Annotated in this window: 9 protein-coding genes; 3 read left to right on the forward strand and 6 right to left on the reverse strand. The window is 65.0% G+C overall.

What is annotated here, in order from left to right; translation table 11 throughout:
• Positions 1–67 precede the first annotated feature (67 nt).
• From IFT65_RS05565 to IFT65_RS05575, 3 genes are read left to right on the forward strand one after another with little or no spacing between them, the layout of a single operon-like run.
• Positions 68–1,222, forward strand: a complete 1,155-nt coding sequence (locus tag IFT65_RS05565) for an efflux RND transporter periplasmic adaptor subunit (RefSeq protein WP_192080672.1) — start codon at positions 68–70, stop codon at positions 1,220–1,222.
• The gene (locus tag IFT65_RS05570; RefSeq protein ID WP_192080673.1) at positions 1,219–4,737 is read left to right on the forward strand and encodes an efflux RND transporter permease subunit; all 3,519 of its coding nucleotides are present in this window, start codon (positions 1,219–1,221) and stop codon (positions 4,735–4,737) included. Before IFT65_RS05565 ends, IFT65_RS05570 begins: the two co-directional genes overlap by 4 nt.
• Positions 4,734–7,811: an efflux RND transporter permease subunit gene (locus IFT65_RS05575; RefSeq protein ID WP_192080674.1), complete on the forward strand. Its 3,078-nt coding sequence runs from the start codon at positions 4,734–4,736 to the stop codon at positions 7,809–7,811. Before IFT65_RS05570 ends, IFT65_RS05575 begins: the two co-directional genes overlap by 4 nt.
• A 235-nt stretch (positions 7,812–8,046) precedes the next feature.
• On the opposite strand, the gene IFT65_RS05580 is transcribed toward IFT65_RS05575, so the two are convergent.
• The 6 genes from IFT65_RS05580 to IFT65_RS05605 form a co-directional block, all read right to left on the reverse strand.
• Positions 8,047–8,718, reverse strand: a complete 672-nt coding sequence (locus IFT65_RS05580) for a DUF1120 domain-containing protein (protein ID WP_192080675.1) — start codon at positions 8,716–8,718, stop codon at positions 8,047–8,049.
• A gap of 22 nt (positions 8,719–8,740) precedes the next feature.
• On the reverse strand, positions 8,741–9,427 hold the full coding sequence (locus tag IFT65_RS05585; protein WP_192080676.1) for a DUF1120 domain-containing protein: 687 nt from the start codon (positions 9,425–9,427) through the stop codon (positions 8,741–8,743).
• A 239-nt stretch (positions 9,428–9,666) separates the two neighbouring features.
• Positions 9,667–10,170 carry a hypothetical protein gene (locus tag IFT65_RS05590; RefSeq protein WP_192080677.1) on the reverse strand — a complete coding sequence of 168 codons (504 nt, stop codon included), beginning with the start codon at positions 10,168–10,170 and terminating at the stop codon, positions 9,667–9,669.
• A gap of 7 nt (positions 10,171–10,177) precedes the next feature.
• The gene (locus IFT65_RS05595; protein WP_192080678.1) at positions 10,178–12,652 is read right to left on the reverse strand and encodes a fimbria/pilus outer membrane usher protein; all 2,475 of its coding nucleotides are present in this window, start codon (positions 12,650–12,652) and stop codon (positions 10,178–10,180) included.
• A gap of 50 nt (positions 12,653–12,702) precedes the next feature.
• On the reverse strand, positions 12,703–13,404 hold the full coding sequence (locus IFT65_RS05600) for a fimbria/pilus chaperone family protein (RefSeq protein ID WP_192080679.1): 702 nt from the start codon (positions 13,402–13,404) through the stop codon (positions 12,703–12,705).
• A gap of 343 nt (positions 13,405–13,747) precedes the next feature.
• Entirely contained in the window at positions 13,748–15,001 is a 1,254-nt protein-coding gene (locus IFT65_RS05605; protein ID WP_192080680.1) for a TraB/GumN family protein, read from the reverse strand.

Consider the following 15,001-nt stretch of genomic DNA (forward strand, 5'->3'; position numbering starts at 1 on the left):
GGTGTACCTGTGAGGTGGTGCATTACTTTGCTACCACACCTGTCCACGTATCCCCAGGGACCCGATGATGTCACGCCATGCCTTCCTGCCCGCCGGCCGCAGCGGAATCTGCGCCGCCGCGCTGCTCATCTCCACCTCGTTGCTGCTGTCCGGCTGCGCAGGGGGCCCCAACACCGAAGCCAAGGCAGCGGAAACCAAGGATGGCAAGACCGACGAGAAGAAGGTCGAGTCCGTGCCGGTGGAAGTGGCCGTGGCCAGCCATCGCGGCGTTGCAGCCAGCTACACCGGCACGGCGGCACTGGAACCGCGCGCTGAAGCCCAGGTCGTTGCGAAGACGTCCGGCGTGGCGCTGGCGGTGCTGGTGGAAGAAGGCCAGCAGATACGTGCCGGCCAGCCGCTGGTGCGCCTGGACCCGGACCGCGCGCGCCTGGCTGTCGCCCAGAGCGAGGCGGTGATGCGCAAACTGGAGAACAACTACCAGCGCGCCAACCGGCTGGTCGGCCAGCAGATGGTCAGCGCCGCCGATGTCGACCAGTTGCGTTACGACGTGGAAAACGCCCGCGCGCAGTACCGGCTGGCCACGCTGGAACTGTCCTACACCACGGTCACCGCACCGATCAGCGGGGTCATCGCGTCGCGCTCGATCAAGACCGGCAACTTCGTGCAGATCAATACGCCGATCTTCCGCATCGTCGACAACTCCCGCCTGGAAGCCACGCTCAACGTGCCCGAGCGCGAGCTGGCAACGCTGCGTGCCGGCCAGCCGGTGACCCTGCTGGCCGATGCACTGCCCGGGCAGCGCTTCACCGGCCAGGTGGACCGCATTTCGCCGGTGGTGGATTCGGGCAGTGGCACCTTCCGTGTGGTGAGTACCTTCGACGGCGGCGTGCAGTCGCTGCAGCCGGGCATGTTCGGCCGCATCCGCATCGATTACGACCAGCGCGCCAATGCGTTGGTGATACCGCGCCTGGCGCTGCTGGACGATGGGGATCCGGCCGTGTTCCGCGTGCGTGCCGGCAAGGTCGCGCGCGTGCCGATCACCCTGGGCTACGCCGAAGGGGCGTGGATCGAGGTGCGCGAAGGTCTGGCCGCCGGCGATCAGGTGGTGACCGCCGGCAAGGTCGCGCTGCGCGACGGCACCGCCGTGCAGGTCATCGTGCCCGCCGATCCCAAGCAGGTGGCCAAGGCCACGCCGGCGACCAAGGCAGGGAGCGCCCCATGACATCGGCCGGCAACGACCACGGTCGCGACCCCCACGAGGGTCACGGCCCCGGCAGCATGGGCGGCGGCCTGGTGGAGTTCGCCACGCGTCGCCGGGTGACCATCGCCATGTGCACGGTCACCCTGATCCTGTTCGGGTTGATCGCCTTGGGCAGCCTGAAGGTGAATCTGCTGCCGGACCTCAGCTATCCCACGTTGACCGTGCGCACCGAGTACACCGGCGCGGCGCCGTCTGAAATCGAAACCCTGATCTCCGAGCCCGTGGAAGAAGCGGTCGGGGTGGTCAAGAACCTGCGCAAGCTGAAGTCCATTTCGCGCACCGGCCAGAGCGATGTGGTGCTGGAGTTTGCGTGGGGCACCAACATGGACCAGGCCAGCCTGGAAGTGCGCGACAAGATGGAAGCGCTGAACCTGCCACTGGAGGCCAAGGCGCCGGTGCTGCTGCGCTTCAATCCGTCGACCGAACCGATCATGCGCCTGGTGATATCCAGCAAGGAAGCACCGGCCAGCGACGCCGAGGCGATCCGTGAGTTGACCGGCCTGCGTCGCTACGCCGACGAAGACCTGAAGAAGAAGCTGGAGCCGGTGGCTGGCGTGGCCGCGGTGAAGGTCGGTGGCGGCCTGGAAGATGAGATCCAGGTGGACATCGACCAGCAGAAACTGGCGCAGTTGAACCTGCCGATCGACACGGTCATCCAGCGGCTGAAGGAAGAGAACGTCAACATCTCCGGCGGGCGTCTGGAGGAGGGGTCGCAGCGCTTCCTGGTGCGGACGGTGAACCAGTTCGCCGACCTCGAAGAGATCCGCAACCTGCTGATCACCAGCCAGTCGTCCAACGGTAGCGCTGCCGCCTCGGCCATGGCGCAGATGTTCGCGATCGCGGCGGCCACCGGCTCGGATGCGGCGATGTCGGCGGCATCGGCGGCGCAGAGTGCATCCGGCGGCAGTTCCAGCGTGGTGGCCAACGGTGTGCCGGTGCGGTTGAAGGACGTCGCTACCGTGCGCCAGGGCTACAAGGAGCGCGAAGCGATCATCCGCCTCGGTGGCAAAGAAGCGGTGGAGCTGGCGATCTACAAAGAAGGCGACGCCAACACCGTGACCACGGCCGAAGCGCTGCGCGCGCGGCTGGAGCAGATCAAGACCACCTTCCCGGCCGATGCCGAACTGACCACCATCGAAGACCAGTCGCGCTTCATCGAACACGCAATCAGCGACGTCAAGAAAGACGCGGTGATCGGCGGCCTGCTGGCGATCCTGATCATTTTCCTGTTCCTGCGTGACGGCTGGAGCACCTTCGTGATCAGCCTGTCGCTGCCGGTCTCGATCATCACCACGTTCTTCTTCATGGGCCAGTTGGGCCTGAGCTTGAACGTGATGTCGCTGGGCGGCCTGGCACTGGCAACCGGGTTGGTGGTCGATGACTCCATCGTGGTGCTGGAAAGCATCGCCAAAGCGCGCGAACGCGGGCTGGGGGTGCTGCAGGCGGCCATTGCCGGTACCCGCGAAGTCAGCATGGCGGTCGTCGCGTCCACCCTGACCACCATCGCCGTGTTCCTGCCGCTGGTGTTCGTCGATGGCATTGCCGGCCAGCTGTTCCGCGACCAGGCGCTGACCGTGGCGATCGCCATCGCGATCTCGCTGCTGGTGTCGATGACCCTGATTCCGATGCTGAGCTCGCTGAAAGGACGCCCTCCGCTGGCGTTCCCGGAAGAACCGGCAACCGACGCATGGCGTCCGCAGAACCGCTGGCTGAAGCCGGTGGCGGGCGGTCGGCGGGGTGCCATGGCCGGTATCCGGTACACCTTCTTCGGCGCGGCCTGGCTGGTGGTGCGGGTGTGGCGCGGCATCGTGGCCGTGGTCGGCCCGGTGATGCGCAAAACCAGCGATGTCGCGATGAAGCCCTATGCGGGTGCGGAGCGCGGTTACCTACGCCTGCTGCCCAATGCCTTGGCTCATCCGGGCAAGGTGCTCGGGCTGGCCGCGCTGGCGTTCGTTGCCACGATGGCGCTGGTGCCGATGCTGGGTGCGGACCTGATTCCGCAACTGGCGCAGGATCGCTTTGAAATGACGGTCAAGCTGCCGGCCGGCACCCCGCTGAAGCAGACCGATGCCCTGGTGCGCGAACTGCAGCTGACCCACGGCGACGGCAAGCAACCGGCCGGTGAAGGCATCGCCTCGCTGTACGGTGTGAGCGGCGCCGGCACGCGGCTGGATGCCAGTCCGACCGAAAGTGGCGAGAACATCGGCAAGCTGACCGTGGTGATGGAAGGCGGCGGCAACGCACGCAGCGAAGCGGCGATCAGCGATCGGCTGCGCGCCACCATGGCGACGCACCCGGGGGTGCAGGTGGACTTCGCGCGGCCGGCGTTGTTCAGCTTCTCCACGCCGCTGGAAATCGAACTGCGCGGGCAGGACATGGCCTCGCTGGAGCTGGCCGGGCAACGGCTGGCGGCGATGCTGCGCAACAACGCGCACTATGCCGACGTCAAATCCACGGTGGAAGAAGGCTTCCCGGAAATCCAGATCCGCTTCGACCAGGAACGTGCCGGTGCATTGGGGCTGACCACACGGCAGATCGCCGATGTGGTGGTCAAGAAGGTGCGCGGTGACGTGGCGACGCGCTACAGCTTCCGTGACCGCAAGATCGACGTGCTGGTGCGGGCCCAGGAAGGCGACCGGGCCAGCGTGGACAGCATCCGCCGGCTGATCGTCAATCCGGGCAGTACCCGACCGGTGACCCTGGATGCGGTGGCCGAAGTGGTGGCCACCACCGGGCCGAGCGAGATCCATCGCGCTGACCAGACGCGGGTGGCGGTGGTGTCGGCCAACCTGCGCGACATCGACCTGGGCGCGGCGATGCGCGAAGTGCAGGCGATGGTCGCCGAGCAGCCGCTGGGCGCTGCGGTGGGCATGCACATCGGGGGCCAGGGCGAAGAGCTGGAAGAGTCCGCACGCTCGCTGATCTTCGCCTTCGGGCTGGCGATCTTCCTGGTGTACCTGGTGATGGCCTCGCAGTTCGAATCCCTGCTGCATCCCTTCGTCATCCTGTTCACCATCCCGCTGGCCCTGGTCGGTGCGGTGCTGGCACTGCTGCTGAGTGGCAAGCCGATCTCGGTGGTGGTGTTCATCGGATTGATCCTGCTGGTGGGGCTGGTGACCAAGAACGCGATCATCCTGATCGACAAGGTCAACCAGCTGCGCGAAGCCGGAGTAGCCAAGCACGAGGCGCTGGTGGAAGGCGCTCGCTCGCGCCTGCGCCCGATCATCATGACCACGCTGTGCACGTTGTTCGGCTTCCTGCCGCTGGCTGTAGCGATGGGCGAGGGGGCCGAAGTGCGCGCGCCGATGGCGATCACCGTGATCGGCGGCCTGCTGGTGTCCACGCTGCTGACCTTGCTGGTGATCCCGGTGGTGTACGACCTGATGGACCGCAAGGGCGATGCCTACTACCGTGAGCGCGGCCGCAAACTGGCGTACGGGTCCGCCGTGGAAGGTCACCCGGAGCGCGCGGCATGAGCATTGCCGAGTTCTCCATCCGCCGCCCGGTCACCACCATCATGTGTTTCGTGTCGCTGGTGGTGGTAGGCCTGATCGCCTCGTTCCGGCTGCCGCTGGAGGCGCTACCGGACATCACCGCACCGTTCCTGTTCGTGCAGGTGCCGTACGCGGGCTCCACGCCGGAAGAAGTCGAGCGCACGGTGATCCGGCCGGTAGAGGAAAGCCTGGCCACGATGACCGGGATCAAGCGGATGCGCTCTTCGGCGACATCGGAAGGGGCCAGCATCTTCATCGAGTTCAGTGACTGGGACCGTGACATCGCCATCGCCGCGTCCGACGCGCGCGAACGCATCGATGCCATCCGCAGCGACCTGCCCGACGACCTGCAGCGCTACAACGTGTTCAAGTGGTCCAGCAGCGACGAGCCGGTGCTCAAGGTGCGGCTTGCCAGCGACACCGACCTGACCGGTGCGTATGACATGCTGGACCGCGAGTTCAAGCGGCGGCTGGAACGCATTCCCGGCGTAGCCCGGGTGAACATTTCCGGTGCGCCACCGAATGAGGTCGAGATCGCCATCGACCCGAACCGCCTCAACGCGCATGGGCTGAGCATCAATGAACTCAGCGACCGTCTGCGGACCCTGAATTTCTCGCTGTCGGCGGGGCAGATCGATGACAACGGCCAGCGCGTGCGCGTGCAGCCGGTAGGCGAGATCACCGACCTGCAGGAGATGCGCGACCTGGTGATCAATGCCAAGGGACTGCGGCTGGGTGACATCGCCGAGGTGCGCCTGAAGCCCACGCGGATGAGCTACGGTCGCCGGCTGGACGGCAACCCGGCCATCGGCCTGGATGTCTTCAAGGAACGCAGTGCGAACCTGGTGGAGGTTTCGCGCGCTGCACTGGCTGAAGTGGAAGCGATCCGCGCGCAGCCGAGCATGCGCGACGTACAGATCAAGGTCATCGACAACCAGGGCAAGACGGTGACCTCGTCGCTGCTGGAGCTGGCCGAAGCCGGTGCGGTGGGCCTGATCCTGTCGGTGACCGTGCTGTTCTTCTTCCTGCGCCACTGGCCGTCCACCCTGATGGTGACCCTGGCCATCCCGATCTGTTTCATCATCACCTTGGGCTTCATGTATTTCGTCGGGGTGACGCTGAACATCCTGACCATGATGGGGCTGCTGCTGGCGGTCGGCATGCTGGTCGACAACGCCGTGGTGGTGGTGGAAAGCATCTACCAGGAGCGCGAACGGATACCCGACCAGCCGCGGCTGGCGTCGATCATCGGCACCCGCAACGTAGCCATCGCGCTCAGCGCCGGCACCCTGTGCCACTGCATCGTGTTCCTGCCGAACCTGTTCGGTGAGACCAACAACATCAGCATCTTCATGTCGCAGATCGCGATCACCATCTCGGTGTCCCTGCTGGCATCGTGGCTGGTGGCGGTGAGCCTGATCCCGATGCTGTCCGCGCGCATGGATACGCCCAAGCTGCTGCATTCCAAAACGGGTGTCATCGCGCGCCTGCAGGACCGCTATGCCGTGCTGCTGGACTGGACGCTGCGCCACCGTGGCTGGAGCCTGCTGGGCATCCTGCTGGTGGTGCTGGTCAGCCTGGTGCCGATGAAGCTGACCAAGGTGGACATGTTCGGCGGCGAAGGCGGCAAGGACGTGTTCATCGGCTACATGTGGAAGAGCGCCTACACCTACCGGCAGATGTCCGATGAAGTGAAGCGCGTGGAGGACTGGCTGGACGCCAACCGCGAGCGGTTGCACATCACCCAGGTGTATTCCTGGTACAGCGAGGAAGAAGGCAGCTCGACCATCGTCACGGTCGACGAGGCGCACGCGGGTGGTCTGAAGGCGATCCAGGAAGAGATGCGCAAGGGGCTGCCGAAATCCGCGCGGGCCGACTACTTCGTCGGCAACCAGGGCGGTGATTCCGGCAGCAGCAACAGCGGCGTGCAGGTGCAGCTGGTCGGTGATTCCAGTTCGATGCTGCAGGAGATCGGCGAGGAAGTGCTGCCGCTGCTGGCCCAGCGCAAGGAACTGCGCGATGTGCGCATCGACAACGGGGAGAAGGGCAGCGAACTGGCGATCCGCGTTGACCGCGAGCGCGCCTCGGCGTTCGGCTTCAACGCCGAGCAGGTCGCCAGTTTCGTGGGCCTGGCGCTGCGTGGCGCGCCCATGCGGGAGTTCCGACGCGGTGACAACGAGGTGCCGGTGTGGGTCCGTTTCGCCGGTGCCGAGAAGAGCACGCCCGAAGACCTTGCCGGCTTCAGCGTACGCACGGGCGATGGCCGCACCGTGCCGCTGCTGAGCCTGGTGTCGGTGGACATCGTGTCATCGGCCACACAGATTGGTCGGACCAACCGACAGACGACGTTGACCATCAAGGCCAATCTTGCTGAAAAGATCACCGCTCCGGATGGTCGGAAGGCGATCGAAGCCGTTCTGAAGCCGATGAACTTCCCGGCGGGCTACAGCTTCAGCTTCGATGGCGGCGACTTCGGCAACGACGACGAGGCCATGCAGCAGATGCTGTTCAATCTGGTGATCGCGTTGGTGATGATCTACGTGGTGATGGCGGCGGTGTTCGAATCGCTGCTGTTCCCGGCTGCGATCATGAGCGGTGTGCTGTTCTCGATCTTCGGTGTGTTCTGGCTGTTCTGGCTGACCGGCACCTCGTTCGGCATCATGTCCTTCATCGGCATTCTGGTGCTGATGGGGGTGGTGGTGAACAACGGCATCGTGATGATCGAGCACATCAACAACCTGCGCCGCAACGGCATGGGGCGTACGCAGGCGTTGGTGGAGGGATCACGCGAGCGGCTGCGTCCGATCATGATGACGATGGGTACGGCGATCCTGGCGATGGTGCCGATCTCGCTGACCGACACGCAGATGTTCGGCGATGGCCCGCCGTACTACCCGATGGCCCGTGCGATTGCCGGTGGGCTGGCGTTCTCCACGGTGGTCAGCCTGTTGTTCCTGCCGACGATCTACGCGGTGCTGGACGATGCGCGCAGCGCAGCCGGCCAGTTGATCCGCAAGGCGCGCGGTCGCGGCGTGGAGGCCCCGGCGCTGCGGTAGCGCGGAGCCATGCGTGGCGGGATGTCCGGGTGACACGCCCGCTGCGCTCGCCGACCGTGGGTCGGCGCTACCGGGCGGCTGCGTGGGTCGTGTCTAGTTCACGGTGGTCAGCCTGTTGGTTCTGCCGACGATCTACGCGGTGCTGGACGATGCACGCAGCGCGGCGGCCACGATCAGACACAAAAAATGGGGCGCTCACGCGCCCCATCGGGAAAGATCAACGCGGCGGGGTCGATCAGAGGTAGTGCAGCACAATGCTGACATCACCGGCGAAGCGCACCCGATCCGTCACATCGAGGTCATCCGTGGCCGCCACACCCGGGTAGATTGACAGGTACGCCGCAATTCCGCTGACCGCTGGCGGCGCCGAGCCAACGGGAGCACTGCCGAGGCGCCAGCCGGACCGGTCAACCTCGGGGGTGACGGTGGTATTGCCTTTCCAGCTGCCGCCAGACCATACCGAACTACTCATCGCGGTTCCGTCCTGATCGCTTGCACCAGTGTCGAAGCGAAGATAGTAGCCACCGATTTTGTTACCCGACCTGTCCGTGCCCATGCCGAACAGCCTGGCGGCATTCTTGTCTCTGGCGTCGTGGATGGCAACATCAGCAACGTCGTCGTTCTTCGACAATGCGTTGTTGTCGATGAACTGCAGCGCGAACTTGGCGTTACTGGCACACTGGATAGTGGTGGCGAGGGTCTTTGTATCCAGCTTGACCGGCTCATCCGCTTTCAGCTCATCGATCGTTATCGCCCCATACGAGACGGCGCCGCCATTAGCCAACGTAACAGTGCATGCCGGCGGCACGATACGGCCAGTAACGCCGAGCTTGACGTCGGCGGCCGAGACGCCCGCACTGGCAGCCATTGCTGCAGCCAGGGCGCTGAGTTTCATGAAGTTTTTCATATGTTGATTCCTCGATGTAGGTTTAGATGTAGACCAGCTCAATGACGGCCTCGCCATCGAGCTCCACCTCGCTGTCCAATGTGAGGTTGTCCGTGGGTGCAATACCTGCAAGCACATTGACCTTCATCGTGCTTACGTCGTAGGCACCGGGACCGGTGCCCGCAGTCCCGGTCCAGCCAAGCAGCTGGTCTTGGCCTGGGGCGAAGAGTGCAGAGGCAACGAAGTCGCCCCACGTGCTGCCGTTGTCAGCCGACCACATCAGAAACTTGGGGCCGGAAGTCGAACTGACATCGGTGATGCGCACGGTGTAGGCACCAATCGGCTGGTCGCCGGCAGGATCGGCAATCACACCCAAGCCAAAGCCGTGCGCATTGCCCGTACGGCTGTCGATAACGCCGGTAACGCCGGGGGCCGCCGTGCCAGCGCGACTATCCGCAATCCGCACGCCGACGGCGCCCGGAACCTTACAGGTGATGGTCAAGGTGACGGATTTACTGCCCAATGAGGTAGGCGTGCTCTTGTTCAGGGCTGCTGCGCCCACGACGCCATAGTCAATGCTGGATTCGCTCAGGGTGGGAACGCATGCGGTTGGGACAAAACTGCCGGTGACACTCAGTTTTGCCGACGGCGCCGCTTGAGCGAGCGCTTGCCCCGAGCCCAACGCGGCGGTGATGGCCAGACCCAGTAGGGCGTGGTGCTTGAAGTTCATGGAAAATCCTCATCGAATAAGCGATCGGGTGATCGCTGGGGGTGGAGGCCACCCTGATAAGGATGGCCGTGACTGTCAGCCGCCCTTGAAGGGGCGACGCTGCCTTTGCGGCAGAACAAACTGGTCAGATGCCCTGGCCCGCTACGGTTCGAGGTGTGAACCTGGACTTGACACGACTAGTTTCGCTGTTACATGGCGCCTCAGGCATCGGATCAGGCTGAAAGCGCAGTTCTATCGACTCAGGGGTCCAGCAGACTGATCAGTGCATCCAGCCGCAACGGTTCAAGGTCGCTTACTCTCTGAACCGACGTGGTCAGGCGTGGGTTGACCCGCAGTTGCGCCGTGAATCGTTTGCCTTCAACCGGCCGGCCACCGTCCACCGCGCGCACGCTGACCGAAGGCGGCAGCAGCATGGCAAGGGCGGGCGATGCCTGATCCCGCTCAAGCGATACCGCGCGGTCGTCCACCCTGGCATCGAACAGCGTCAGCCGCACATCGCCGTGCTCACTGAACGAAAACGACTCCGGATCGTGGGCAACGGGCCCATCCGCCTGCAGCGCGAACGCCCGCGGCGCGGTGCAATCCACGCTCAGCGACAGCGTGCGAGCCCCCAGCTCGGCGGCGCCGCCGCTTCGCGGCATCAGCTCCGAGGGGCGCACTCGGCCGTAGTCGACATTTGGCTGACTGATCTGAATCTCGCAGGCACCCGCAGCGCCTGGCAGCATCAACAGCAGTCGCAGCATCGCTGCGTTAGAGCACATGGCAGGTCGCCGATGCGTTTTCATAGAAGAGATCCTCGTTCTGCTCTTGCTGAAGGTTGATCGAGAGGCTGCACTGGGCGGCTTCCGGCAGGGAAAGCGTCAATTTCTGGTCTGGCTGGTAGTTGTTGATGAAGGCGATGCCGCGATCTCCCACGCTGGTGACGAACTCCTCACCGGCCATCACCGGTGTACCTTTGGCGATGGGTTGCCCGTGCTCATCAACGATGCGGGCCAGGACGCGACGGGTACTGGCGACGCCAAACTCAACCCGGCTGACAGAGCCCCGGCTGGCTTCGAGGACGCGCACGCCGTTATCCAGTTCGTAGTGGCGGGGCAGGCTTTTGGTTTCCACCTCGATGCGGCTGACGCCGAAAGCGGTCATCTGTGGAATAACGGCATGGCCACGCATGTCGGTCCACACGGTACCGCCCGGAGTGGAGATCCGCGTGCCGGCCCGGTCGCCGATCTTGACCAGGCCGAAGGTGTCGCGAAGTGGATAGGGTGATAGGGTCAGCCCATTGCGGTGTACCAGAAGGCCACCCGTTGCCGACCCGGAAAGCGCTTGACTTTGGCCGCTCTGCGAGTAGCCCAGCGATACCTGGGCGTAGCGCGGGATGGCACTGATGCCGGCATACAACGACTCCTGGCCAGAATGCATTTCCCGCTCAGCCGACAGGCGATAGGCGATTCCGTTGTCATCCTGATGATCCACCCCAACGCCGAGATACGTGGAGTCGCTGCGCGTACGTGCCGTGGCGCGAACACTGGTGGGGCCAAGCGGGACCGTGACACTGAGATAGGCCGACTGCTGCCTGCGTGCGCCGGTAGGACTGCTGTTGGTGTCGCGGTCAAGGCTCAACGATACAAGTGATTGCCCCAGTCGCTTGCTCCAGCTCAGCCCCACGCGGTTGCTGCTGCGGCCGTCGAACGTCTGGCGCGGCGAGTAGGATCCGGAGAACGATCCCAGGACACCCCCAGACACGTTCAAGCCCGCACTCCACTGCCGCTTGTTGCGCGTCGCCGACCAATGATCCGAAACACCATAGGTGGCGGCGAGCAGCTCGCGGTAACCGTCCGTTCGCTGGCTGGCGGTCACATTGAGGTTCAGCCGGCTACCGATTGGAGCGCTGATCCGCGCCTCGATCTGGCCGCCGCGTGATCCGTCGGTACGATCCGTCGACCAGAGCGCACGGGTCGACAGCCTCGCAGCGGCAAGCGGGGTATCCAGACCCACTGCCACGCTTTGGTAGTAAGGGGTGGCGAGGAACCCGGCGCTGAACACCGCATCGGCACGCCGCGAGCCCCAAGCGGTCGTTGCGGAGACAACCACGGGGTTGTCGTGCAGCATCTCGCCACCGAATCGGCGAATCTGGCCGGCCGCGAACGTCGCGCCCGGCACACTGAGGCTGGCCCGACGGAAGCTGCTGGCAGGCACGATGAAGCTGCGTGTGCCGCTGGCTTCCTCAACCGTCACCTCCAGGTCCAGGTTACGGTTGAGCACGCGGAAATCACCGATCGCGAAGGGACCCGGCGGTACGACGGTGCTGTGCAGGAGCATGCCCGCCTGGCGGATTTCCACGCGTGCTTCGCTGGCCGCATTACCCTCGACCAAGGCGCCGCCCTCATCGCTTTGACGCAGTGCTTCTTCCGGGACGACCTGGAGGCCGACAATGGGCGTACCGCCGAACAGTGGGCTGGTGACGTTGATCTCTCCCAACTGCAGCACCTGTTGCAGGTTCACCGAGCTGCGCTGTGCATAGGTCTCAAGTTGCTGCACGCGTACGCCTGCCTCGCCCGCATTCAGCGCACTGCGGCTGCGGACGATCCAGTCGCCAGCGTTCAAGCCCAGCTCGATGTTGGCGCTAGTATTGCGGCGCGTGCCGCGTTCGGTGCGAAAGACCGACGAGTTCACGCCGTAGTTGATCAGCGCAGCCACGCCCCCCGTGCTGTAGTGGCGAATCTCGCCAGGTCGCTCGTCCAGGGCCGCTTCCGGCACCACCAGCTCCACCTGGTTATTGGCCGGGTCGAGTCGTAGCACCGCCTGGGGCCACGCACCCAGGAAGTCGTAAATTTCCGCTTCTGGCGGCGCAAGCTGATGCGGGGCGGGCGGGATCCGCAGGGCGGCGTCCTGAAGGAACCGGGCGTCGAAGCGCAGCTCACCTGACGCGTCGAAGCGTGCATCCAGCGTGCCGCGTGACTGGCCATTGATGACCAGCCCGACCCTGCGCTCGCCGGCGGAGAACCGCGGTGCTTCGCGGAAGTACGCAGCCAATGCAGGATCGAGGCCGCGCGCGCGCAGGGAGTCCACATCGAAGTCTGCCATTGACGCGCTGCCCGTCGCCACGGCGTACCCGGCGGGACAGAACAGGGCGGCGGTAAGCGCCAAGGCCAGCGCGTGCGGACGGCTGGGTGTCGGCAACACCCCGCCATGGCCGCCCTTGCGGGCAGTGGTGGACATCTGCATGGCGGAACTCCGGATGAGGTTGGGCGAGCGGCGGGACTGGCCGGATAGCCTTACTTCAGCGGCGCAATATGTTCCTTGACCGTGAAGCCATAGACACTGGCGGGCTGGAGTCGCACGCGGTCATCGTTACCAGCGCCTGCGACGGTCGTGGTGAACCGCTCGCCAGGCAACAGGTAGGTGCGGGGAAGTGTCCCCATGGCATCGGAAGGCATCACGTGGACCTCCTGCGCCAAGCGCACGACGTAGGCGCTGTCGTTGGTGACGCTCAACTGGTCACCCTGCAGCGACCAGGCAAGCAGTTCCCACGGCTTTTCATTGCGGGGCAGGCCCTTGGGGTGAAGCAGGATCGGCAGGTTCTGGCGCACGCTGACGCCCACCGATGAGCCTTCTTCACCTTTGCGGGACTGCTTGATGGTGTCGAACGAAACCCGCTTCATGCGCTGCGTTGCCAGCGGCTCGCCCTGGTAGATGAAGCGCACCAGCTGACTCTGGCCCGCTTCTACCCGCGCGATCGGTGGCGTCACCACGACCACGCTCTCGGTGTCTTCTGGAATGTCATGTATGGTGGTGTGCAACAGAGCGGACATCGGATCGCTGTTCTTCACGCTCATCGTCGCTTCGCCGTCTTCTTCGTGGATGACGACGATGGTGGTTTCAGGCTGCATGCCGTCGGCCTTGGCTGGCACGGTGGTGCACAGCAGGGTGATGCCGGCGAGCGCGACTGCGGGCAATACGGATTTGATCAACTTCATGGCGGGCGTCCTCATCAGGGGTTACGCACCGCGCGGAGTCCGGTGCGTCAGGGGGTGTCACTTCTGATGGAGGATTCTCCGGGGCGGGAGAGGGTGGCGTAATAGGACGGGGCCCAATCAAGTGACGAGCGTCAACAGCCTGGTGCCTGCGCTGGCCGGCACGCTGGGCTGGGCCAAAGGCACCGTGGGCCACTTTTGCCGAACCTCCGGCTGTCTGGCAAACAGGCTGCTACTTCAAATCGCGCGATGATTCGAGCGCGGCAGCACAGCAGCGCGGGCGCATGGCCCGCCGTTTGATTTCCGAAAACGCCAGACGAGTGACGACCAGGGGCCGTTACCCGATTTACTGCGCGGCGACCTTGCCCCATACCTGGAAACCGGTCAGCCACAGGCCCAGCATGCTGCCGAGGTTGGTCAGCATGAAGGTCAGCACCACGCGGGTGACGCGGTTGCGGTACCAGCCCTTCAGCGTCTGCGCGTCGTCGCGCAGCTTCAGGAAGTCTTCGTAGGCCGGCTTGCGCAGGCGCGTCTCTACCAGCGCCGCGAACGCGCCGGTGGGAATGCTCAGGCGGAACGGCTTGAACGGGGCCACCACGATCGCCGTGAGAATGCTCAACGGGTGGCTGCCTGCCAACAGGCAGCCCAGGCCCGCCAGGCCGCCGGTGTACATCGCCCAGGTCGCCAGCAGTTCGGTGCCCACGCCCATCCCGCCGCGGTAGAAGCCCACGCCGATGCCGGTTGCCACGATGGCCAGGATGGCCAGGGTGAACCACGGAATGTTGCGCTTCTTCGCCACGGATTCCAGCTGCGCACGCAGCGGCACCGGCGGCTCATTGTCGGTTTCCAGATAGGTGGCCAGACCGGCCAGATGGCCGGCACCCACCACCGCCAGTACTTCGCGCTGCGCCGGCTCGACACCCTGCAGGGCACGTTCTTCGCGCAGGCGGGTCGCCATGTAGCGGTCGCGCTCACCGATGATCGTGTCGTACAGCGCGGGGCTTTCCTTGGCGAACTCGCCAAAGCTGGATTCGAGCATGTCGCCCTGCTTCAGCTTCTCGATCTCATCACTGCCCACTTCGTCGGACGAGAACAGGCCAGCCGCCAAGCCGGTCATCAGCTTGATCTTGCCGAAAAAGCCCAGCTGCGCCGACGCACGCTTGAAGGTCAGGCCGACCTCACGGTCGATCAGGTGCACGGGCAGCCCGCGCTCACGCGCGAGCAGTACCGCGCGCTTCAACTCCGCGCCCGGTTCGATGCCGAGCTGCTCGGCCAAGCGGCGCTGGTACGCCGACAGCGCGAGGTTGGCGGCGAACAGGGCCACGCGGCCCTTGCGGATCACCTCCACCAGATCCAGCTTGGCCAGCGTGTCCGGCTCGGTCAGTGCCTGCAGGCGCTGCGGATCCAGTTCTACCGCGACGGCATCGAAGCGCCCGCTGTAGATGGCCTTTTCCACCGCTTCCACGCTGGTGTGCGATACGTGCGCAGTGCCCAGCAGCGTGTAACGCACACCTTCGCGTACGACGATGCGCACGGGCTGGCCGGCAAAGAGTTCTTCGCCATCAGCAACATCGCTGGAGCGGGGCAGGGAGTCAGTCAT

The sequence above is a fragment of the Stenotrophomonas sp. CFBP 13725 genome, assembly GCF_014841935.1.
Taxonomy (GTDB): Bacteria; Pseudomonadota; Gammaproteobacteria; order Xanthomonadales; family Xanthomonadaceae; genus Stenotrophomonas.